Raw genomic sequence first — 19,914 nt, 5'->3', positions numbered from 1 at the left:
CCGATCGAAGCGATTCACCGAAGCGCACTAGGGGGCGGAGCGTCATGGCGGAGCCGGAGTTCACAGCCACAGGCGTGCGGATCGGGCGGCGCTTGCGCTCCCTCACCCGGGCGGGACAGGTCCGGATCACCGACGGCAGGCTGGAGTTGCTCACCAGCTACGGCACGGAGATCGACAGCGCGCCGGTGCAGGCGGTGCGCACGGGCAAGCCCTGGTTCGCCGCGGACGACAGGGCCCTCGCCGATGTGAACGGCAAGCGATATCTGCTCACCCTCGGCGAGCGCGAACCGGCCCCGGGCGAGGGCGGACCGCCGACGGTGCGCGGCTTCCTCGACGCCGTCCGCAGGGCCGCCGGGCAGCGGCCGCGAGGCTGAGCGGACCCGCGGCACCCTCGCGCGAGTTGCACGCCCGCACCCCCTGAGTCACTCTGGTCTCACAACATCACTCTGGGTTTACCGGCGATGACGCTGCGAACCAGCCCGCCGGCCATACAGCAGGCGGCAGACCACGCGGCCCCCTGCTGGATCCGAACGTCGTCTTCTTCCGGACCTCAATTCGGGGAGTCGCAGCCGTGATCAGCCAGCCAAGCAGGCATTGCACGGTAGAGCTCCAAGCCCTGCCGTCGCGGATCGGCCAGGTCCGCAGAATCGTCTCTGCGCAGTTGCGCTACTGGCATCTCGATCCCTTGATAGACCAGGCCGCCCTCGGCGTCACCGAGCTGCTCACCAACGTCCACCGGCACGCCGAGCCGGACAAGGTGTGCACGGTGGAGATCGAGCTGTTGCTCGACCGCCTCACGGTGTCCGTGCACGACCACGATCCCCGGCTGCCCCAGCTGCGCGACGCGGAACCCTTCGCCACCTGTGGCCGCGGGCTCGCGATGGTCGCGGCGGTGAGCGAGAGCTGGGGCGTGCGCCCGCAGGGCGCGGCGGGAAAGATCGTCTGGTTCACGCTGCCCGCCTCCTCCCCCGCGGTGGCCCTGCCCGCCTGTCCCGGCTACGGCGCGGTGTCGGCGGAACACGCTCCCGCCCGGTCGGCCGTTGCCGGCTGACCGGGCGGTGACCCGCACCCGCCGCCCGGGCGTCACTCGGTGGCGATGGCCCGCAGCACATCGAGGCGCGCGGCCCGCCGAGCGGGACGCAGGCCCGCCAAGGCTCCCGCGGCCAGGCCCACCAGGGCGACCACCGCGAGCCGCGTCGGCGGAAGCGCGAACGCGAAGGCGCTGTCGGTCGCGCCGTCGGACGCCTTGACCAGCACCCAGCCGAGGAAGCCGCCGAGCGCGAGCCCGCCCGCCGTGCCGAACGCGGCGACCAGCACCGACTCCCAGCGGACCATGGCCCGCAGCTGCGCCCTGGTCTGTCCGACGGCACGCAACAGGCCGAGTTCGCGGGTGCGTTCGTGGACCGCGAGGGTCAGCGTGTTGGCGATGCCGAGCAGCGCGATGAGCACGGCGAGGGCGAGCAGCGCGTAGACGAGGGTCAGCATCATGTCGATGCCACCGGCCGCCGACTGCGCGTACTCGTCGCGGGTCTGCACATCCGGATTCCCGTACTCCTGCGCGGTCTTGGCGATCGCCGCCTTGCCTTCGGCCGTGCTCACGCCGTCCTTGAACGTCACGGAGACGAGGCTGTCGGCGTCCTGGGCGCGGTGCGGGGCCCAGGCCTGCCTGCTGATGACGTAGTCGCCCGCGAGCTCGGAGCGCCCGAAGACGGCGCGGACCGTGAAGGTGTCCTTCGTGCCGTCGGCGAAGGCGAGTCGCGCCTTGGAGCCGACCTTCAGGTCCAGCTTGTCGGCCTCCGCGCGGGTGATCGCGATGCCGTGGTCGCCGAGCGCGTCCAGGGACCCGTCGACCGTGCCGAGGTCGAAGGACTTGACGAAGGGTCCGGGGTCGGTGACGGTCAGCGCGCGGCCCTCGCCGTTGACCTCCGCGGCGCCCTTGCCGAGGCCGACGGCGGTCGCCACCTCGGGCCGCTCGGCGAGCGCGGGGGCCAGCTTCGGGCTCAGGCCGCTGCCGCCCGCGCCGAATCCCGGGGTGCTGATCGCGACGTCGCCCGCGAAGGAGCGGTTCACGGTCTGGTCCATGGTCGCCTTCAGTGAGGCGCCGAAGACCGTGAACAGGGAGACGACGGCGACGCCGATCATCAGGGCGCTCGCGGTGGCGGCGGTCCGCTTGGGGCTGCGCAGGGCGTTGCGCCTGGCGAGCCCGCCCGTGACGCCGCGAAGCCGGTCGAGGGGCCCGCCGATGATCCTTACCGCCCGCGAGGACGCGACGGGGCCGAGCACCACGAACGCCGCGAGGGCGAGGACGGCGCCCGCGCCCGCCAGCCACACCGAGGGGCTGACGAGGACACCGGTCAGGGCGAGGCCGACGGCCGCCAGCGCCAGGCCCGCGCCCGCGAAGGCCCGCGCCCGCGAGGCCCCGGAGTGATCCACCGCGGTCTCCCGCAGCGCGGCCAGGGGCGCCGTGCGCCCGGCGCGTACGGCGGGCAGCAGCGCGGAGCCGAGACAGACCACGACGCCGACGGCGAGCGGCAGCAGCATGGAGAGCGCGCTGATCACCAAGTCACCCTCGGGAAAGGGGAATCCGATGGCGGGGAAGAGTGCCTGGAGCCCTGCCGCGATCCCGATGCCGCCCGCGAGACCCGCGGCCGACGCGACCACGGCGACGGCGCTCGCCTCGACGAGGGTCGACGCGGTGACCTGGCGGCGCGATGCGCCGAGCGCGCGGAGCAGCGCGTTCTCGCGGGTGCGCTGGGCGACGACGATGGCGAAGGTGTTGTGGATGCTGAAGGTCGCCACGAGCAGGGCGACCCCGGAGAACACCAGCAGGAAGCTGGTGAACAGGGAGAGGAACTGGCCGGAGATGTTCTCCGTGTTCTCCGCCGCCGACTCCTCGCCCGTGATGGCCTCGACTCCCTTGGGCAGTACGGGAGTCAGCGCGTCCACGAGTTCCCGCTGGCTCACTCCGGGGCCCGCCCGCACCTGGATGGTCGAGGCCTCGCCGGGCTTCGGCGTCAGGTACTTCTCCGCGTCGGCCCGTGTCATGCCGGTGAAGGTGGTCTGCGCCATACCGTCCGCGCCGCCGAAGGTCGCGAGTCCCACGATCTTCACCTGGACGGGGTCGGGAGTGCGCAGGGTCGTGGTGTCGCCGATCTTCAGGTCTCCGGAGTCGGCGGCGCCCCGGTTGATCACGACCTCGCCGGGGGCGGCGGGGACGCGCCCTTCGGCGAGCTGGTACGCGTTCAGCTGTGCGTCGTCGATCCAGTTGCCCGCGAGCGTGGGCGGGCCCTTGCCGCCGATGGGCTCGCCGTCCTTGCCGAGCAGCTGGCCCGCGCCCTGGATGTCGGGGGCCGCGGCCGCGACGCCTTCGGTCTTCTCGATCTTCCCGACCAGGGAGGTGCTCACGGGCTTGCGGGTGCCCTGGCTGTCGTCGGGGGTGGTGATGGTGTCCGCGCCGCGGACGACCGCGTCGGTGCCGCTCGTCGCGTTGCCGAACATCGTGTCGAAGCTGGCGCGCAGGGTGTCGCCCATGACGAGGGTGCCCGCCAGGAAGGCGACGCCGAGCATGACGGCCAGGAACGTACCGGCGAAGCGCCGCTTGTGGCCGCGCAGCGAGGACAGGCTGATGCGCGCGGAGGCGCCGAAGGAGCTCATGACGACGTCCTCCTGCCGGGCCGCGTGGCGGACGGTTCCGTGTCGAGCACCTTCAGGCGGTCGAGGACCAGATCCGCGGTCGGCGCCTCCATCCGGTCCACGAGCCGCCCGTCGGCCAGGAAGACGACCTCGTCGGCGTGGGCGGCCGCCACCGGGTCGTGGGTGACCATGACGACGGTGCGGCCCATCCCGCGCACGGCGCGGCCGAGGAGTCCGAGGACCTCCTCGCCCGCGCGCGAGTCCAGGTTCCCGGTGGGCTCGTCGGCGAAGACGACGTCGGGCTGTCCGGCGAACGCCCGTGCCACGGCGACGCGTTGCTGCTGTCCGCCGGAGAGCTCGGCGGGCCTGTGGTGCAGCCGGTCGCGCAGGCCGACGACGTCGATCAGGGCCTCGGTCCACTCGCGGTCGCCGCGGGTGCCCGCGAGGTCCATGGGCAGCGTGATGTTCTCGGCGACGGTCAGCGTCGGCACCAGGTTGAAGGCCTGGAAGACGAAGCCGATCCGGTCGCGGCGCAGCAGCGTGAGGCGCCGGTCATCCAGGGCGCCGAGCTCGGTGTCGCCGATGAACGCGGCGCCCGAGGTGAGCGTGTCGAGCCCGGCCGCGCAGTGCATCAGCGTGGACTTGCCCGACCCGGACGGGCCCATGATGGCGGTGAAGCGTCCGGCGGGAAAGCCGACGTCCACTCCGTCCAGGGCCCGTACGGCGGTGTCGCCGCTGCCGTAGGCCTTCACTGCGTCGGTGACGCGGGCGGCGTCCGTGCGCACGGGGGCCGCGATCCGTCCGGTCGAGGTGCTCATGCCGCGCCGCCCTTGGAGGTACGGCCGAACTCCTCGTTCAGGACGGTCAGTCGGCGCCAGTACTCGTCCTCGTCGATCTCGCCGGAGGCGAAACGGCGGCCGAGCACGGCGATGGGCGACTGCTCCCCGAGGCCCGCCGGGTGCCCCGCGGCCCGGAAGGGTCCGCGGCGGCCACGCCACACGGTGCGGCGGAGCAGGGTGACGGCGCCGACGACGACGGCCGCCCAGATCAGCGGGAAGAAGAGGATCCACGGGCCGGGCCCGCCGTCCCATTGCGCCAGGGTCTGCATCTGAAGTCATCTCCTCTAGAGCGGTTTCTCCGACGCCTCCAAGGTCGCTCCGGCAGGGCCCCCACGTCGTCGTACGGGCAGCGGCACCCCGCGTACCACCGCGGGAGTACGCATGGCGCGCCCGGCTGCTCCCTCGATGACTGACTTCTGTACCTACTAGTATGTACAGTGTCCTCATGAGCACTCCGGAGCGACTGATCGAGGCCACCCGCGAGCTCCTGTGGGAGCGCGGTTACGTGGGCACGAGCCCCAAGGCCATCCAGCAGCACGCGGGCGCGGGCCAGGGCAGCATGTACCACCACTTCGCGGGGAAGCCGGATCTGGCACTCGCCGCGATCCGGCGCACGGCCGAGGAGATGCGCGCCACCGCGGAAGCCGTGCTCGCCGGGCCCGGTTCGGCGTACGAGCGCGTGGAGGCGTACCTGCTGCGCGAGCGCGACGTGCTGCGGGGCTGCCCGGTCGGCAGGCTCACGATGGACCCCGACGTCATCGCGAGCGACGAGCTGCGCGCACCCGTCACGGAGACCCTCGACTGGCTGCGCGACCGGCTCGCCGGAATCGTCCAAGAGGGCTGCGACCAGGGCGAGTTCACGCCGTCCCTGAACGCGGGCGAGATCGCCTCGGCGATCGTCGCGACGGTCCAGGGCGGCTACGTCCTGGCCCGTTCTGCCGGATCGCCCGCCGCGTTCGACGCGGGCGTGCGCGGGCTGCTCGCGCTGCTACGGGCGGCCGCACCCGCCCGCCCGTAACCCACCCCACCACCGAGCAAGGATCCCTACGGTGCACATCACCCGAACCCGCCCGGACAGCAAGCAGGGCCCCGCCGAGCACTTCACCGGCGCGGTCTGGCTCGACGAGATCGCCGCACCCGAACTCCCTTCCCGGCTGCGGATGTTCAGCGTGCACTTCGCACCGGGCGCCCGCACGGCCTGGCACACCCATCCACACGGCCAGGTCCTCCACGTCACCGAGGGCGAGGGACGCGTACAGCGCGAAGGGGGTCCCGTCGAGCCGATCCGTGCGGGCGACACCGTCTGGATCGAGCCGGGCGAGCGGCACTGGCACGGGGCGGGGCCGCGCACGTTCATGACGCATCTGGCGGCGGTCGAGGCGGCCGTGGACGGCACGACCGTGACCTGGGGCGAACTGGTCGACGACGCCGACCCCAACAGCTGACCCGGTAGCCAACCGACAGTCCCCACACACTCTTTGAGGAGTACGCCGTGCACGCCATGCAGTACGAGATCACCCTGCCCGCCGACTACGACATGGGCATCATCCGCCACCGGGTGGCGACGAAGGGGCACTTGCTCGACGACTTCCCCGGGCTGGGCCTCAAGGCGTATCTGACGCGCGAACGCGGCAGGGACGGCTCGCCCGTGAACCAGTACGCGCCGTTCTACCTCTGGAACAGCCCCGAGGGCATGAACTCCTTCCTCTGGGGGCCGGGGTTCAGGGGTCTCGCGGACGACTTCGGACGGCCCGACGTACGGAACTGGACGGTCCTCGCCTACGAGGAGGGAGCCGCCGCATCGGCCACGCCCAAGGCGGCGATCCGACGCGCGCAGCGGATACCGGCACGCACCCCACTGCCGGAGTACGCCGTCGAACTCGCCCACGAGGCGGAGCGGCTGGCCCGGCAGGACGGGGCGGTGAGCGCGGCGGTCGCCATCGACCCGCATGCCTGGGAGGCGGTGCACTTCTCGCTCTGGGACCACGCTTCGCCGCACGGCGTCGGTGACGTCTTCGACGTCCTGCACCTGTCGGCACCGGAGCGGGACGAGCTGACGCGGGGTCGGCAGTGGTGAGCGCGCCCCGCACCGTACGGACGGTCCTCGGCGACATCCCCCCTGCCGAGCTCGGCACGTGTGACGCGCATGACCACGTGTTCATCAGGAGTCCTCAACTGCCGGGCCAGGAGCTGGACTCGGCCGACGCGGCGGCCCGCGAGCTGGCGGCGTTCGGCGCGGCGGGCGGGCAGAGCGTCATCCAGTGGACTCCGTACGGGATGGGGCGCCGTGCCGGACGGCTGCCCGCGCTGGCCCGATCGACGGGCATACGGATCGTCGCAGCGACGGGACTGCACCAAGCGGCCCACTACACACCGGAGTTGCTCGACGAGCTGCGCGGCGAGGGTCTCACGGACGTCTTCATCCGCGAACTCACCGCAGGCATCGGCGACTCGGGCGTGCGGGCCGGTCTCATCAAGGTCGCGGGCGGCTTCCACGGGCTCGACGCGCACGCCCGGTGGACCATGCGCTCTGCGGCCGAGGCGCACCACGCCACGGGCGCCCCGATCACCGTCCACCTGGAGCTGGGCACCGGCGCCCTGGACGTACTCGACCTGCTCTGCGGCGAACTGGACGTCCCGCCGGAGCGAGTGGTCCTCGGCCACCTGAATCGCTCTCCCGACCTGCTGATCCACCATCAGGCTGCGCAAGCAGGCGCCTATTTGGCCTTCGACGGTCCGTCCCGCGCCCACCACGCCACGGACTGGCGCATGCCGGACGCCGTACGGGCGCTCGCCGAAGCGGGCTTCGGCGACCGGCTGCTCCTGGGCGGTGACACGACCACGGCGGGGGCCCGCTCGGTGAACGGCGGCCCCGGCATGCCCCACCTGCTGCGCGGAGTGCGTCCCCGTCTCGAACTCGCCGTGGGCCAGGAGCTGGTGGAGCGGATCCTGACGGTCAATCCGGGGCGGGCGTTCGGGGTGCGGTGGGGCGTCAGCTGACCTTCCACTGGCCGGTGTCGGGGGCGAACCCCGAATCGGGTGTCCACTGCACGTTCACGACGACGGACGACTTCGGGATCTCGAAGACCAGCCAGCCCCTGGCCGTGTCACCGGGCGGAAGTTTGAGGGACGCGGACATCGAAGGACCAGCGGTCACCTCGACGACGGTGGCATGGAAGCCCTGCCCCTTCTTGTCGGTCACCTGCGCACCGTTGCTGGGGGCGTCCTGATAGGTCTTGCCTCCCTTGTTGACCAGCTTCAGGCGGGCGGCGACCCACTTCTTGCCCGCGGCCGGTTTGAGGAAATCGTTGGACGACTCCGCGGAGGCGACGAACTTCTCCATGGTCGCGTCGAGCCGGGTGCCGCTGTTCAGGCCCTTCAGCGAGAGCGTGTCGCCGAGCTCGGCCTTGCCGTCGTCCGCGTCGGGCTTCTTGGACTTCGAACCGCCCTTGGAATCGGCCGACTTGGACGTGGACTTCGGGTCGGTGACGACGCCGCCGTCATCACCACCGCAGGAGGCCGTGGTGCCGAGTGCGAGGACTGAGAGGACGACGGCTGCGATGAGTCGGCGCATCGTGACCTCCTCGGGAAGTGCCGGTAGGAGGAGGCTCATGGTGAACCCGCCGGGCGCCGGGGGGAGGCCCCCTCGTGGGCATCGTGCGGGAACCGGTACTGGAATGCCACCGGCATGTGACCTTCCGATGTTCTCGCCCGGCGCGCGCCAGCCCTTGCGCACGTATCGCACCGTGCGCCCCACGCCGTATTGCACCGCACGTTCCAAAACGGGTACGGTTCCCCCATGGCCCGACCGAGGACTTTCGACGAGGAGCGGGCCCTGGACGCGGCGATGCACGCCTTCTGGGTGAAGGGCTACGAGGCCACCTCGACCCAGGACCTGTGCGAAGCCACCGGACTGGGCCGCAGCAGCATCTACAACACGTTCAGCAGCAAGCACGACCTCTTCCGGCGGGCCCTCGCCCGCTACATGGAGACGATGAACGCCGGTCAGACCGCGATCCTCGACGACGTGGAGCGGCCCGCGACGGAGCGGCTGCGCGCACTGTTCGACCGGGTCATCGACGGCGAGTTCGCGACCCGGCAGGACGATCACAGCATCGGCTGCCTGACCGTGAACACGACCGTCGGGCTCGCCTCCCGCGACGCGGAGGCGGCCGGGATGCTGGCGCGCGACCTGGAGTTCCGGCTCGCGTCACTGGGCGCCGTCGTCCGGTCGGGGCAGCTCGCCGGTGACATCACGCCGAAGCGCGACGCCGACACCCTCGCCCGCTACCTCAACGCCGTCATCGGCGGCATGCGCGTCTCCGCGCAGGGCGGCGCCGACCGCGCCGCCCTGGAGGCGATCGCCGGGACCGCGCTCGACGCGCTGGCGGTGCACTGACCGGCACGAGCCGCCGGAACCGCCCCCACAGGGCCCTCCGCGCCTCCATGCCTCCGCATGCCCTTTTTTTGTACTGATCTATCCAATACTCATGCCTGACAGGAGCCCACCCATGCCCCGCGCCGTATACGTACTGGCCCTCGGCATCTTCGCCATGGTGACCAGCGAATTCGTGGTCGCAGGACTGATGCCCCAGATGGCCGACGGGCTCGACGCCACCATCCCCGAGATCGGTTATCTCATCACCGCCTTCGCGGCGGCGATGGCCTTCGGCGGACCCGTCCTCACCGTGGCCGTACTGAAGATGCGTCAGAAGTCCGCCCTGATGGTGCTGTTCGGCATCTTCCTGGCGGGCAACGTGCTCGCCGCGCTCGCGCCCGACTACCGCACCATGCTGGTGGCCCGCGTGCTCACCGGCATCGCCTCGCAGGCGTTCTTCGGCGTCTCCATCTCGCTGGGCTCGCGCATCACCCGCCCCGAAGTGCGCGGCCGCGCCGTCGCCGTGGTCCTCAACGGGCTGATGCTGGGGACCCTGCTCGGGCTTCCGTTCGCCACCGTCGTCGGCGAACACCTGGGCTGGCGCGCCGCGTTCTGGGCCATCACCGCGCTGACCGTACTGGCCGCTCTCGCCACGCTGGCGTTCGTGCCGCACACGGACGGCGAGGCCGAGGAGGCCGGTGGCGGCCTCCGTCAGGAGGTGGGCGCCTTCCGCAGCCCGCGCCTCTGGCTCGTCATGATCACCAGCACCTTCACCATCGGCGCGACCTTCTCCGCCTTCAGCTACCTCAACCCGATCCTCACCAAGGTCACGGGCTTCTCCACCGGCACCGTCCCGCTGCTGCTCATCGCGTACGGCGCGGCCACCGTCATCGGCAACACCGTCGTCGGCAGGCTCGCCGACCGCCGCGCCCTGCCCGTACTCGTGGTGGGTCTCGCGCTCAACCTGACCTTCCTCGTCGGGTTCGCGCTCTTCGCCCAACTGACCGTCCCCGCCGTGCTGTTCATGCTGGGCGTCGGCCTGGTCGGCGTCACCATGAACCCGGCCCTGATCACCCGGGTGCAGCGGGCCAGCAACGCGCGGCCGCTGGTCAACACCGTCCACTCGTCGTTCATCACGCTCGGCGTCATCATCGCCACGTCCGTCGGCGGACCCGCCATCGACGCGCACGGCCTGCGGGCGCCCCTGTGGATCGGCGCGGGCCTCGCGGTCCTCGGGCTCGGCACGCTCCTTCCCGACCTGCTGCACCGCCGGACGGCGGACCGATCCGGCGCCGATGACGCGGCCGAGCCCGCCCGACTGGACGACCAGCCCGCCGAGCGCAGCACCCAGCCCGTCTAACCCAGCGCCGCCAAGGGGTCGTCGAGCACCGGCTGCCAGGCCAGCTCGGCGGCCCCCACCAGGCTGTTGTAGTCCAGCGTGCACGCCAGGATCGGCACGCCGCCGCTGCGCCCCCACAGGCTCCGGTCGGCGACGACGGCGCGCAGCCGCTCCGGGTCCGCCTCCAGGAGCGTGCGGTGCAGGCCGCCCAGGATGATCCGGTCGGGGTTGAGGATGTTGACCAGACCCGCGAGCCCGAGGCCGAGGCGGTCGATGAGGACCTCGGCCGCCGAGCGCACGGAGGGGTCCGCGTAGGAGCCGCGGATCAGTTCGCGAGCCTGTACGAGCAAACCCTCGGGGCCCGGCGCGCGCCCGGCCTCCGTCAGGAAGGCGAGGGGGTCGGTCTCCACGTCGAGGCAGCCGCGGCCGCCGCAGTAACAGGCCTGCCCCTCGGAGTTCACCGTGAGGTGCCCGACCTCCAGGGCGAGGCCCGAACTGCCCGTGTGCAGACGGCCGTCGAGGACCAGGGCGCCGCCGACCCCGCGGTGCCCGGTCGCCACACAGAGCAGGTCGCGGGCGCCGCGCCCGGCGCCGTGCCGGTGCTCGGCGAGCGCGGCGAGGTTCACGTCGTTGGCGGCGAACGCCGGTCCCTCGATGCCCGCTTCGCGGACGCGATCGGCGAAGATCTCACGGACGTGCGAGCCCGCTGGCCAGGCGAGGTGCAGCGGATTGAGCGCCGTGCCCTCGGGCTCGGCGACCGCCGACGGCACCGCGAGACCCGCGCCCACACACCGCCTGCCGGTCTCGCGCAGCAGCCGGGCGCCCGCCTCGACCACCGATCCGAGCACCTGGGCGGGGTCGGCGCCGACGGCCTCGCAGCCGGGCGCGGTCGCCACGATGCGGCCGCCGAGCCCGACCAGGGCCGCCCGGAACCCGTCCGCGTGCACCTGCGCGGCGAGCGCGACGGGCCCCGTCTCGACGACGGAGAGCCGGTGCGAGGGCCTGCCCTGCGAACCCGCGGCCGCGCTCGGCTTCGCGTCGATCCTGATCAGGCCGAGCGCCTCCAGTTCGGCGGCGACGGCACCCGCGGTGGCGCGGGTGACCCCGAGCTCGGCGGTGAGCACGGCACGGGTGGGGGCCCGGCCGGTGTGGACGAGTTCGAGCGCGGGACCCAGCGCGCCGCGCCCCCGCTCCAGACGGGTGCGCGTGGACACTTCCCCCTCGCCGCGGGGGGCAGCCTTGCCGTTCATGTGGGCGAGTCTCCCATGATCCGTACACCGCCTCGCCGTTCAGCCGTCATCCGCTCCTCCTCCGCCCTTCGGCGACCGCACATCTTCGGCCATCGCGCCATCGTGTTGTGCGCGACCCGGGAACACCCCTAGTGTGACTTTGTGCCGCTACGAAACAAACTCGGGACCGCAGCGCCGCGGCCCACCGCCCCCGGCCTGCGCCGCCTGCGCGTCGCGCTGACCGTCTTCTTCGCGCTCGACGGCTTCGTCTTCGCGGGCTGGGTCGTCCGCATCCCCGCGATCAAGGACCAGACCGGGGCGTCGGCGAGCCAGCTGGGCCTCGCGCTGCTCGCCGTCTCCGCGGGCGCGGTGATCACGATGACGCTCACGGGACGGCTCTGCAGGCGCTACGGCAGCCTCCAGACGACCGTGGCCTGCGGTGTGCTGCTCCCGCTCAGCGTCGCGCTGCCGCCGCTGACCGACTCGGTGCTCGTACTTGGCCTCGTCCTGCTGTTCTTCGGCGCGGCGTACGGCGGGATCAGCGTCGCGATGAACAGCGCGGCGGTCGATCTGGTGGCCGCGCTGCGCCGCCCCGTGATGCCCAGCTTCCACGCGGCGTTCAGCCTCGGCGGCATGATCGGCGCAGGCCTCGGCGGCCTGGTCGCGGGCCACCTCTCCCCCACGCCCCACCTGCTCGGCATCACGGTCGTCGGCCTGGCGGTCACCGCGGTCACCGCGCCCGTACTGCTGCGGGACGGCGCGCCGGACCGGCTGCGCGAGCACTCCTCGAACCCGGACGCGCGCCCGGCCCCTGGCGCCCGGGCGCCCCACCGCATGGACCGCCGCACCCGCGGCCTCGTGCTGGTCTTCGGGCTCATCGCGCTGTGCACCGCGTACGGCGAGGGCGCGATCGCGGACTGGGGCCCGCTGCACCTGGAGCAGGACCTGCACGCGCACCCGGGCGTGGCCGCCGCGAGCTACTCCTGCTTCGCCTTCGCCATGACCATCGGGCGCCTCTCCGGCACCACGCTCCTCGAACGCCTCGGCAGGACTCGCACGGTGGTCGGCGGCGGCGCCACGGCCTGCGTCGGCATGCTGCTCGGCGCGCTCGCCCCCTCGACGGGCCTCGCGCTCGCCGGTTTCGCCGTCACCGGGCTCGGACTCGCCAACATCTTCCCCGTGGCCGTGGAACGCGCGGGCGCGCTCGCCGGTCCCGGCGGGGTCGCCGCCGCCTCGACGCTCGGCTACGGCGGCATGCTGGTGGGGCCGCCGCTGATCGGCTTCATGGCGGACTGGTACTCGCTGCCCGCGGCGCTGACCAGCGTCGCGCTGCTCGCCGCCACGGCCGCGCTCATCGGCTTCGCGACGCGGCACACCGAGCGTACGGAGCATGCGGAGCCCGCCGCACGTACAGAGCGTACGGAGCGTACGGAAACGGTCTGACATCATCCGGAGGTTCCGGTTCGGGCTCGCCCCATCCAGCGGAATCTCCCGCCAGAATCTTCCGCATGACGACGATGGAGATTTCCGCACTCATCCAAGTGGTCGACGACGAAGGCCAGTTGCTCGCGCGGGCCGCCGAGGAGGCGGGGACCGAGGCGAAGGTGCCCACCTGTCCCGGCTGGCAGGTGCGGGACCTGCTGCGGCACACCGGGATGGTGCACCGCTGGGCCGCCGCGTTCATCACGGAGCGGCGCACCGCGTACCAGCTCGGCGGCGAGGTTCCCGATCTCGAAGGGGACGCGCTCGTCGGCTGGTTCCGGCAGGGGCACGCCGCGCTCGTCGAGACGCTCAACGGCGCGCCGCCGGACGTCGAGTGCTGGGCCTTCCTGCCCGCCCCCTCGCCGCTGGCCTTCTGGGCCCGGCGGCAGGCGCACGAGACGACGGTCCACCGGATGGACGCCGAGTCGGCGCGCGGCGGTACGTCGTTTTCGCCGATCCGCACCGCGTTCGCGGTGGACGGGATCGAGGAGCTGCTGTTCGGCTTCCACGCGCGGTCCAGGAGTCAGGTGCGCAGCGACGTACCGCGGGTGCTGCGGGTGCGGGCCACGGACGCGCCCGGGGAGGGGAGCTGGACGGTGCGGCTCTCGGAAGGGCCGCCCGTCACCGAGCGCGGCTCGACGGCTCCCGCCGACTGCGAGGTGTCCGGTCCCGCGGCGCGGCTCTATCCGGCGCTGTGGAACCGACTGCCGTTCCCCGAGGTGAGCGGGGACCGTTCGCTCGCGGCGCTGTGGCGCGAGAAGTCGGCCATCGTCATGAGCTGACCGCCGCCGACGCGCCCCGCGCGAGCGTCAGTCCGTAGTCCCCGCGAGCATGCGCTTGAGGACCGCCCGCTGCAAGGGCCGCACCTCCGTGTGGAGTTCGCGCCCCTTGTCCGTCAGGGAGACGCGCACGCCGCGCCGGTCCTCGCTGCACATGCCGCGCTCCACGAGGCCGTCCTTCTCCAGACGTCCGATCAGGCGGGAGAGCGCGCTCTGGCTCAGATGGACGTGCGAGGAGATCTCCTGGACGCGGAATGTGCAGCCGCCGTCGTCCGACGAGCCCTCCGCGAGGACGTCGAGCACCTCGAAGTCGCTCGCTCCCAGGCCGTGCGGATGGAGCTCACGATCGAGCTCGCACAGGGTACGCGCATGCACCGCGAGGATGTCGCGCCATTGGTCCACGAGCCCTTGCTCGGCCGTTTTCGCCGCCATGACATCGCAAGGTAGCAGAGAATCCGCACTTTGTTGCATTGGAATTAAATGCGCTTGCATCCAATGCATGTGCATGTACCTTACTGCCCATGACTTCTCCGCTCACAGCTGTCTCCACGTCCCCGGAGCGCTGGACCCCGCGTCTGTGGGGCACTCTGCTGGTGCTCTGCGCCGCGATGTTCCTCGACGCACTCGACGTATCGATGGTCGGCGTCGCCCTGCCCTCCATCGGCTCCGAACTCGACCTCTCCACCTCGACCCTGCAGTGGGTCGTCAGCGGCTACATCCTCGGCTACGGGGGACTCCTCCTCCTCGGCGGACGGGCCGCCGACCTGCTCGGCCGCCGCCGGGTCTTCCTGATCGCGCTCGCCGTCTTCGCGCTCGCCTCGCTGCTCGGCGGCTTCGTCGACTCCGGGCCACTGCTCATCGCGAGCCGCTTCATCAAGGGGCTGAGCGCCGCGTTCACCGCACCCGCCGGTCTCTCCATCATCACCACGACGTTCGCCGAGGGCCCGGTCCGCAACCGCGCGCTCACCATCTACACCACCTGCGCCGCCACCGGCTTCTCCATGGGCCTGGTCCTCTCCGGCCTGCTCACCGAGGCCAGTTGGCGCCTGACCATGCTGCTGCCCGCGCCCATCGCCCTGCTCGCGCTGGTCGCGGGCATCAAGCTGATCCCGCGCAGCGCCCGCGAGAAGAACACCGGCGGCTACGACATCCCGGGCGCCATCACCGGCACCGCGGCCATGCTGCTGCTCGTCTTCACCGTCGTGGAGGCCCCCGAGGCGGGCTGGGCCTCGGCCCGCACGCTCCTGTCGTTCCTCGTCGCCGCCGCGCTGCTCGCCGTCTTCGTACGCGTCGAACTGCGCAGCGCCAGCCCGCTGATCCGGCTCGGCGTACTGCGCTCGGGACCTCAACTGCGGGCACAGCTGGGCGCGATGACGTTCTTCGGCGGCTACGTCTCCTTCCAGTTCCTGGCCACGCAGTACTTCCAGTCGCTGCTCGGCTGGTCCGCCCTTGAGACCGCGCTCGCCTTCCTGCCCGCGGGCGCGCTCGTCGCCCTGTCGTCGACGAAGGTCGGCTCGGTCATCGACCGGTTCGGCACCCCGCGGGTCATCGTGGCCGGGTTCGTGCTGCTCGTTGCCTCCTACGCGCTCTTCCTCCGGATCAGTCTGACCCCGGCGTACGCGGCGGTGGTCCTGCCGTCGATGATCCTGCTCGGCTTCGCGTGCGCCCTGGTCTTCCCCTCGCTCAACATCCAGGCCACCAACGGCGTGGACGACGACGAGCAGGGCATGGTGTCCGGCCTGCTCAACACCTCGATCCAGGTGGGCGGCGCGATCTTCCTCGCGGTCGTCACCGCCGTGGTCACCGCGTCGTCGCACGACGGCGACGCGTCGCCGCAGGCAGTCCTGGACACCTTCCGGCCCGGCCTGATCGTGGTCACCGCCATCGCGGTCGCGGGACTCCTCGTCATGCTCACCGGGCTGCGGACGTCGCGTACGCGGGAGAGTGCCGTCGTCGCCAAGTCGGTGCCGCAGGGGGCGGCGGATCAGGGGCTGGCAGACCTGGAGCCGGTGGAACGGGAGCCGGTGGCCGCCCGAGACTGACCCCTTGACGCCCCAACTGGCCGCTCCTGGCAGGCAATTGCTCGCCCGCCGGGAGCGGCCACCGTATCTCCCCGGTCGTGGGCGCCGGGCGTTTTACCCGACCACCTGTGGGGCAGCACACTTCATGACGTGACGATGGGGTGAAGGCGATGCCTCTTGAGGGCGAGTACGGACCGAGTCCGGCGCAATGGATCCGCGATCAGGTCGAGTTGTACGAGAGTTCGGGCGGCACCGAGGGATCGACGCTCTGGGACACGGGCCTGCCCGTCGTCATCCTCACGACGCGGGGCGCGAAGAGCGGCAAGATCCGCAAGATCCCGCTGATGCGCGTCGAGCACGAGGGGCGGTACGCGGCCGTGGCCTCGAAGGGCGGCTTCCCCCGCCACCCGGTCTGGTACTTCAACCTCATCTCCGACCCGCACGTGGAGCTCCAAGACGGGGCCGTACGCCGGGACATGACGGCCCGTGAGATCACCGGGGACGAGAAGTCCGAGTGGTGGGAGCGCGCGGTCGCCGCGTTTCCGCAGTACGCCGAGTACCAGGAGAAGACCGACCGGGTGATCCCCGTCTTCGTACTGGAGCCGCCCGCGAGCGGGTAGGAACCCGACGCTTCCTCCCTACCGCTTCGACTTCTCCTTCGTACGGGCCGTCATCCCAGCCAGCCGGGCCGCACCAGGCCCGTCTCGTACGCGGTGACGACGAGCTGGGCACGGTCCCGGGCGTGGAGTTTGACCATCGCGCGTGAGACGTGGGTCTTCGCGGTGAGCGGGCTGACGACGAGGCGGCGGGCGATCTCCTCGTTGGTGAGGCCGACGCCGACCAGCGCCATCACCTCCCGCTCCCGCTCGGTGAGTTCGCCGAGCGCGTCGGCGGCCGCGGGCTCCTTGGAGCGGGCCGCGAACTCGGCGATGAGACGGCGCGTCACCCCCGGCGAGAGCAGCGCGTCGCCCTCGACCACGGCCCTTACGGCGCGCAGCAGTTCGTCCGGCTCGGTGTCCTTGACGAGGAAGCCGGACGCCCCGGCGCGGATCGCCTCGAAGACGTACTCGTCGAGCTCGAAGGTGGTCAGCATGACCACCTTCACCCCGTCCAGGTCCGGCTCCTCGGTGATGCGCCGGGTCGCCGCGAGGCCGTCGAGCCGCGGCATGCGGATGTCCATCAGGACGACGTCGGGGCGCAGCTCGCGCACCAGCCGCACCGCCTCCTCGCCGTCCGCGGCCTCCCCCGCCACCGCGATGTCCGCCTGGGCGTCGAGGAGCGCCTTGAAGCCTGCCCTGACCAGGGACTGGTCGTCGGCGAGCAGTACGCGGATCACTGGTCCTCCCGGGGTGCGGTGCGGGTCGTGGCGTCCCGGTCCGCCACCAGGGGCAGTACGGCGGTCACGCGGAAGCCGCCGTCCGGGCGCGGGCCCGCCTCGATCGTGCCATCCAGGGCCGCGGCGCGCTCCCGCATCCCGGCAAGTCCGTTGCCGCTGCCGCCCGCGTCGGTGCCGGTGGCGGGGCCGTCGTCGTCGATGCGCAGGGTGAGTGCGGCGGCGTTGCCAGGCGCGCCGCGGTCCGACTTCGCCTTGTCGTAGCGCACCAGCACGCGCGCGTGGCGTGAGACGGAGTGCCGTACGACGTTGGTCAGCGCCTCCTGGACGATGCGGAACGCGGCGAGGTCGAGACCGGGCGGCAGTTTCGCGCGGGCGCCCTCGGTGGTGACGTCGACGGTGAGGCCCGTGCTCCGCGCCTGCTCGACGAGTTCGGGGAGCCGGTCGAGGCCCGGCGCGGGGGCGCGGGGCGCGTCGCCGGGGGCGCGCAGGGTGTCGAGGACCTGGCGCACCTCGCCGAGCGCCTCCTTGCTCGCCGCCTTGATGGTGGTCAGCGCGGTGCGGGCCTGTTCGGGGTCGGAGTCGAGCAGGGCGAGGCCCACGCCCGCCTGGACGTTGATGACGGAGATGCTGTGCGCGAGCACGTCGTGCAGCTCGCGCGCCATCCGCAGCCGCTCCTCGTCCGCACGCCGCCTGGCGGCCTGCGCGCGCTCGGCGCCCTCCTTGACCCACTGTTCACGGCGCACGCGGGCGAGTTCGGACACCGCCACGATCGCGACGACCCAGACGGCGACCGCGACCTCCTCGCTCCAGGGCCTCGCGCCGTCGTCGCCGGGCGGCAGCCACCGGTAGAGCCAGTGCGCGATCAGCAGGTGTCCGGCCCACAGCGCGCCCACGGCGCTCCAGACCGCACGGCGGTGGCCCGCCACGACCGCGGCGAAGCAGCCCACGGCGACGGCGAGGAAGACGGGTCCGTACGGGTATCCGGCGCCGATGTAGATCAGTGTGAGTCCGGCGGTGGCCCAGGCGACGGACCGCGGGAAGCGGTGCCGGAACAGCAGCACCGCCGTGGCCAGGAACAGGAGCACCCTGGCGTAGGGGTCGAGCTGCTCGCGTCCGCTCTGGGCGTGCCCGGCGAACCCGGAGCCGATCTGGACGAACACGGTGAGCGCGAGCGTCGTCAGCCAGGGCAGCCGACGGCCCCCGCTCGCGCCGTCGCCCTGGTTCCACCACGGCGGCCCGTGCCGCCACATCGACGGTCCGCCCCATCCCGGGGACGGACCGTCGGCCCTGCGTTCGCGCTGCTCGTCCATGGCGGCCACGCTAGACCGGGCGGCGGCCCGGGGGCGTCCGACGGGCGTGGTGATCACGCGTACTCCCGTGGGAGTACGCGGTGGGAGTAGGCGGTGCCGGGCGCGCTTCCTCTTCTCCCCGCTTCCGGTTCCCGGCGCTCACCCCTGCGGCAACAGCCCCACGCCTCGGGCGAGTTGCGTCACCGCGTGCGAGAAGAACGCCTCACGGTCCTCGACCACCCGGCTGAACTGCCCGAACACCTCGAAACCCACAAGGCCGAACAGCTGCGCCCACGCCGCGACCATCGCGGTGGCGGCGGCAGGCGGCAGGTCGGGCGCCAGATCGGCCGCGAGCCGCTCCCCCTCCGTACGCAACCCGCCGGGCAGGGGCTGCACGGCGATCCCCCGCCCCCGATGGGCGTCCCGCACGATGTCGACGAGCAACTGCCCCACCCGCGCGGCGGCCCGCACCGTGGAGTCCGGCGCACGGTAACCGGGCACGGGCGAGCCGTAGATGAGCGCGTACTCGTGCGGATGCGCCAGCGCCCAGACACGCACCGCCTCGCACACCGCCGTCCACCGGCGTACGGGTTCCTGCCCGGCGACTTCCGCGTGCGCGGCCTCGGCGGCGGCGCCGATCGAGTCGTACGCGTCGATGATGAGCGCGGTCAGCAGGTCGTCACGGCTGGGGAAGTACCGGTAGAGCGCGGACGAGACCATGCCGAGCTCGCGGGCGACGGCGCGCAGCGAGAGCTTGGCGGCGCCCTCGGCAGCGAGCTGTCTCCGGGCTTCGTCCTTGATCGCCACGGTGACTTCTTCGCGGGCTCGGGCCCGGGCTCCCTTGGTGACACTGGTGTTGCGGCTCATGTGGACCAGTCTGCCACGGGGGTGGATCGGTGCACACATTCAGGAGCGGTGCACATGTTCAGAAGCAGTGCACACTTTAGAGAGCACTGCTCTTGCTTTGGATCGCCAATCTCCGACACACTGCTCTCAAGCAAGAGCAGCGCTCTCGAAACCCCGGTCCGTGCCACCCGCTGGAGGTCCACATGTCCGCGTCCGCGACTCCGCCCCCGTACTACCTCAAGGGCAGCCCGCTCACCGTCCGCCTCAACAGCGTCATGGGCTGGCTCGCGCGGCACGGAGTCAGCCTGATGGGCAGCGCCGAGCTCTCCGTGCGGGGCCGCAAGAGCGGCAAGATGCAGCGCATTCCCGTCAACCCGTACACGCACAAGGGCGAGCTGGGTGACCAGGGCGGCCAGGGCCAGTACCTCGTGTCGGCGCGCGGGCACTCCCAGTGGGTGCGGAACATGCGCGTCGCGGGTGGCGGGGAGTTGCGTGTGGGGCGCAAGGTGCGGGAGTTCACCGCGGTGGAGGTGCCCGACGCCGAGAAGCTGCCGCTGCTGCGCGGCTATCTGGAGCGGTGGGGCTGGGAGGTCAACCAGTACTTCAAGGGCGTGACCGCCAAGTCCTCCGACGAGGAGATCCTGGCGGCCGCGCCCGATCACCCCGTCTTCCGGATCACCGTGATGGGCGCGAAGAAGCACGGAAAGGGCAAGGGCGAGGGCGACGGCCAGGGGAAGTAGGGC

Annotated in this window: 22 protein-coding genes; 13 read left to right on the top strand and 9 right to left on the bottom strand. The window is 72.0% G+C overall.

What is annotated here, in order from left to right:
• Positions 1–44 precede the first annotated feature (44 nt).
• Positions 45–374 carry a hypothetical protein gene (locus tag CP970_RS38620; RefSeq protein WP_055554072.1) on the top strand — a complete coding sequence of 110 codons (330 nt, stop codon included), beginning with the start codon at positions 45–47 and terminating at the stop codon, positions 372–374.
• A 197-nt stretch (positions 375–571) separates the two neighbouring features.
• Positions 572–1,051: an ATP-binding protein gene (locus CP970_RS38615; RefSeq protein ID WP_079043913.1), complete on the top strand. Its 480-nt coding sequence runs from the start codon at positions 572–574 to the stop codon at positions 1,049–1,051.
• A 32-nt stretch (positions 1,052–1,083) separates the two neighbouring features.
• Here the strand turns inward: CP970_RS38615 and CP970_RS38610 are convergent, their stop codons facing one another.
• From CP970_RS38610 to CP970_RS38600, 3 genes are read right to left on the bottom strand one after another with little or no spacing between them, the layout of a single operon-like run.
• Positions 1,084–3,654, bottom strand: a complete 2,571-nt coding sequence (locus CP970_RS38610) for an ABC transporter permease (protein ID WP_055554068.1) — start codon at positions 3,652–3,654, stop codon at positions 1,084–1,086.
• On the bottom strand, positions 3,651–4,451 hold the full coding sequence (locus CP970_RS38605) for an ABC transporter ATP-binding protein (protein ID WP_055554066.1): 801 nt from the start codon (positions 4,449–4,451) through the stop codon (positions 3,651–3,653). The genes CP970_RS38610 and CP970_RS38605 overlap by 4 nt, the downstream gene beginning before the upstream one ends.
• Entirely contained in the window at positions 4,448–4,741 is a 294-nt protein-coding gene (locus CP970_RS38600; protein WP_055554064.1) for an SHOCT domain-containing protein, read from the bottom strand. Before CP970_RS38600 ends, CP970_RS38605 begins: the two co-directional genes overlap by 4 nt.
• Positions 4,742–4,902: 161 nt before the next feature.
• Between CP970_RS38600 and CP970_RS38595 the strand changes: the two genes are divergently transcribed.
• The 4 genes from CP970_RS38595 to CP970_RS38580 are packed head-to-tail and all read left to right on the top strand — an operon-like array spanning position 4,903 to position 7,472.
• Positions 4,903–5,490 carry a TetR/AcrR family transcriptional regulator gene (locus CP970_RS38595; RefSeq protein WP_055554061.1) on the top strand — a complete coding sequence of 196 codons (588 nt, stop codon included), beginning with the start codon at positions 4,903–4,905 and terminating at the stop codon, positions 5,488–5,490.
• 31 nt (positions 5,491–5,521) lie between these two features.
• Positions 5,522–5,917, top strand: a complete 396-nt coding sequence (locus CP970_RS38590) for a (R)-mandelonitrile lyase (RefSeq protein WP_055554059.1) — start codon at positions 5,522–5,524, stop codon at positions 5,915–5,917.
• A 47-nt stretch (positions 5,918–5,964) separates the two neighbouring features.
• Positions 5,965–6,549, top strand: a complete 585-nt coding sequence (locus CP970_RS38585) for a DUF4865 family protein (protein ID WP_055554056.1) — start codon at positions 5,965–5,967, stop codon at positions 6,547–6,549.
• Positions 6,546–7,472, top strand: coding sequence for a phosphotriesterase family protein (locus tag CP970_RS38580; protein ID WP_107099078.1), 927 nt, complete (start codon positions 6,546–6,548; stop codon positions 7,470–7,472). The genes CP970_RS38585 and CP970_RS38580 overlap by 4 nt, the downstream gene beginning before the upstream one ends.
• Here the strand turns inward: CP970_RS38580 and CP970_RS38575 are convergent.
• Positions 7,465–8,046, bottom strand: a complete 582-nt coding sequence (locus CP970_RS38575; RefSeq protein ID WP_063806209.1) for a DUF4352 domain-containing protein — start codon at positions 8,044–8,046, stop codon at positions 7,465–7,467. The genes CP970_RS38580 and CP970_RS38575 overlap by 8 nt on opposite strands.
• Positions 8,047–8,271: 225 nt before the next feature.
• On the opposite strand from CP970_RS38575, the gene CP970_RS38570 reads away from it, so the two are divergent.
• On the top strand, positions 8,272–8,871 hold the full coding sequence (locus tag CP970_RS38570; RefSeq protein ID WP_055554052.1) for a TetR/AcrR family transcriptional regulator: 600 nt from the start codon (positions 8,272–8,274) through the stop codon (positions 8,869–8,871).
• Between the two features lie 112 nt (positions 8,872–8,983).
• The gene (locus CP970_RS38565) at positions 8,984–10,210 is read left to right on the top strand and encodes an MFS transporter (protein ID WP_055554050.1); all 1,227 of its coding nucleotides are present in this window, start codon (positions 8,984–8,986) and stop codon (positions 10,208–10,210) included.
• On the opposite strand, the gene CP970_RS38560 is transcribed toward CP970_RS38565, so the two are convergent.
• Positions 10,207–11,439, bottom strand: a complete 1,233-nt coding sequence (locus CP970_RS38560; protein WP_055554048.1) for an ROK family protein — start codon at positions 11,437–11,439, stop codon at positions 10,207–10,209. The two genes, CP970_RS38565 and CP970_RS38560, sit on opposite strands and share 4 nt — an antisense overlap.
• Before the next feature lie 141 nt (positions 11,440–11,580).
• Here CP970_RS38560 and CP970_RS38555 point away from each other — a divergent pair, with 141 nt between their 5' ends.
• Both CP970_RS38555 and CP970_RS38550 read left to right on the top strand, forming a co-directional pair.
• A complete protein-coding gene (locus CP970_RS38555) occupies positions 11,581–12,861 on the top strand; it encodes an MFS transporter (RefSeq protein WP_055554046.1) in 1,281 nt (426 codons plus the stop codon).
• 74 nt (positions 12,862–12,935) lie between these two features.
• Complete coding sequence (locus tag CP970_RS38550; RefSeq protein ID WP_055554094.1) at positions 12,936–13,682, top strand: maleylpyruvate isomerase family mycothiol-dependent enzyme; 747 nt, start codon at positions 12,936–12,938, stop codon at positions 13,680–13,682.
• Positions 13,683–13,709: 27 nt separating this feature from the next.
• Here CP970_RS38550 and CP970_RS38545 read toward each other — a convergent pair whose 3' ends face one another.
• Positions 13,710–14,111, bottom strand: coding sequence for a MarR family winged helix-turn-helix transcriptional regulator (locus CP970_RS38545; protein WP_055554044.1), 402 nt, complete (start codon positions 14,109–14,111; stop codon positions 13,710–13,712).
• Positions 14,112–14,200: 89 nt separating this feature from the next.
• Between CP970_RS38545 and CP970_RS38540 the strand changes: the two genes are divergently transcribed.
• Together CP970_RS38540 and CP970_RS38535 are read left to right on the top strand one after the other, a co-directional pair.
• On the top strand, positions 14,201–15,721 hold the full coding sequence (locus CP970_RS38540) for an MFS transporter (RefSeq protein WP_079043911.1): 1,521 nt from the start codon (positions 14,201–14,203) through the stop codon (positions 15,719–15,721).
• Between the two features lie 149 nt (positions 15,722–15,870).
• Complete coding sequence (locus CP970_RS38535) at positions 15,871–16,320, top strand: nitroreductase family deazaflavin-dependent oxidoreductase (RefSeq protein ID WP_055554092.1); 450 nt, start codon at positions 15,871–15,873, stop codon at positions 16,318–16,320.
• A gap of 50 nt (positions 16,321–16,370) precedes the next feature.
• Here the strand turns inward: CP970_RS38535 and CP970_RS38530 are convergent, their stop codons facing one another.
• From CP970_RS38530 to CP970_RS38520, 3 genes are all read right to left on the bottom strand, one after another.
• On the bottom strand, positions 16,371–17,036 hold the full coding sequence (locus tag CP970_RS38530) for a response regulator transcription factor (RefSeq protein WP_055554042.1): 666 nt from the start codon (positions 17,034–17,036) through the stop codon (positions 16,371–16,373).
• A complete protein-coding gene (locus tag CP970_RS38525; RefSeq protein ID WP_107099077.1) occupies positions 17,033–18,346 on the bottom strand; it encodes a sensor histidine kinase in 1,314 nt (437 codons plus the stop codon). Before CP970_RS38525 ends, CP970_RS38530 begins: the two co-directional genes overlap by 4 nt.
• Positions 18,347–18,484: 138 nt before the next feature.
• The gene (locus tag CP970_RS38520; protein WP_055554039.1) at positions 18,485–19,192 is read right to left on the bottom strand and encodes a TetR/AcrR family transcriptional regulator; all 708 of its coding nucleotides are present in this window, start codon (positions 19,190–19,192) and stop codon (positions 18,485–18,487) included.
• A 182-nt stretch (positions 19,193–19,374) separates the two neighbouring features.
• Between CP970_RS38520 and CP970_RS38515 the strand changes: the two genes are divergently transcribed.
• On the top strand, positions 19,375–19,911 hold the full coding sequence (locus CP970_RS38515; RefSeq protein WP_055554037.1) for a nitroreductase/quinone reductase family protein: 537 nt from the start codon (positions 19,375–19,377) through the stop codon (positions 19,909–19,911).
• Positions 19,912–19,914: the final 3 nt, after the last annotated feature.

Source organism: Streptomyces kanamyceticus (assembly GCF_008704495.1).
Taxonomy (GTDB): Bacteria; Actinomycetota; Actinomycetes; order Streptomycetales; family Streptomycetaceae; genus Streptomyces; species Streptomyces kanamyceticus.
This window is presented reverse-complemented; position numbering and strand designations above follow the sequence as displayed.

Bases quoted from the DNA above. Each gene is read 5' to 3' on its own strand.
- CP970_RS38620 (WP_055554072.1), top strand. From the start codon at position 45: ATGGCGGAGCCGGAGTTCACAGCCACAGGCGTGCGGATCGGGCGGCGC.
- CP970_RS38610 (WP_055554068.1), bottom strand. From the start codon at position 3,654: ATGAGCTCCTTCGGCGCCTCCGCGCGCATCAGCCTGTCCTCGCTGCGC.
- CP970_RS38605 (WP_055554066.1), bottom strand. From the start codon at position 4,451: ATGAGCACCTCGACCGGACGGATCGCGGCCCCCGTGCGCACGGACGCC.
- CP970_RS38600 (WP_055554064.1), bottom strand. From the start codon at position 4,741: ATGCAGACCCTGGCGCAATGGGACGGCGGGCCCGGCCCGTGGATCCTC.
- CP970_RS38595 (WP_055554061.1), top strand. From the start codon at position 4,903: ATGTACAGTGTCCTCATGAGCACTCCGGAGCGACTGATCGAGGCCACC.
- CP970_RS38575 (WP_063806209.1), bottom strand. From the start codon at position 8,046: ATGCGCCGACTCATCGCAGCCGTCGTCCTCTCAGTCCTCGCACTCGGC.
- CP970_RS38570 (WP_055554052.1), top strand. From the start codon at position 8,272: ATGGCCCGACCGAGGACTTTCGACGAGGAGCGGGCCCTGGACGCGGCG.
- CP970_RS38565 (WP_055554050.1), top strand. From the start codon at position 8,984: ATGCCCCGCGCCGTATACGTACTGGCCCTCGGCATCTTCGCCATGGTG.
- CP970_RS38560 (WP_055554048.1), bottom strand. From the start codon at position 11,439: ATGAACGGCAAGGCTGCCCCCCGCGGCGAGGGGGAAGTGTCCACGCGC.
- CP970_RS38550 (WP_055554094.1), top strand. From the start codon at position 12,936: ATGGAGATTTCCGCACTCATCCAAGTGGTCGACGACGAAGGCCAGTTG.
- CP970_RS38545 (WP_055554044.1), bottom strand. From the start codon at position 14,111: ATGGCGGCGAAAACGGCCGAGCAAGGGCTCGTGGACCAATGGCGCGAC.
- CP970_RS38540 (WP_079043911.1), top strand. From the start codon at position 14,201: ATGACTTCTCCGCTCACAGCTGTCTCCACGTCCCCGGAGCGCTGGACC.
- CP970_RS38535 (WP_055554092.1), top strand. From the start codon at position 15,871: ATGCCTCTTGAGGGCGAGTACGGACCGAGTCCGGCGCAATGGATCCGC.
- CP970_RS38525 (WP_107099077.1), bottom strand. From the start codon at position 18,346: ATGGACGAGCAGCGCGAACGCAGGGCCGACGGTCCGTCCCCGGGATGG.
- CP970_RS38520 (WP_055554039.1), bottom strand. From the start codon at position 19,192: ATGAGCCGCAACACCAGTGTCACCAAGGGAGCCCGGGCCCGAGCCCGC.
- CP970_RS38515 (WP_055554037.1), top strand. From the start codon at position 19,375: ATGTCCGCGTCCGCGACTCCGCCCCCGTACTACCTCAAGGGCAGCCCG.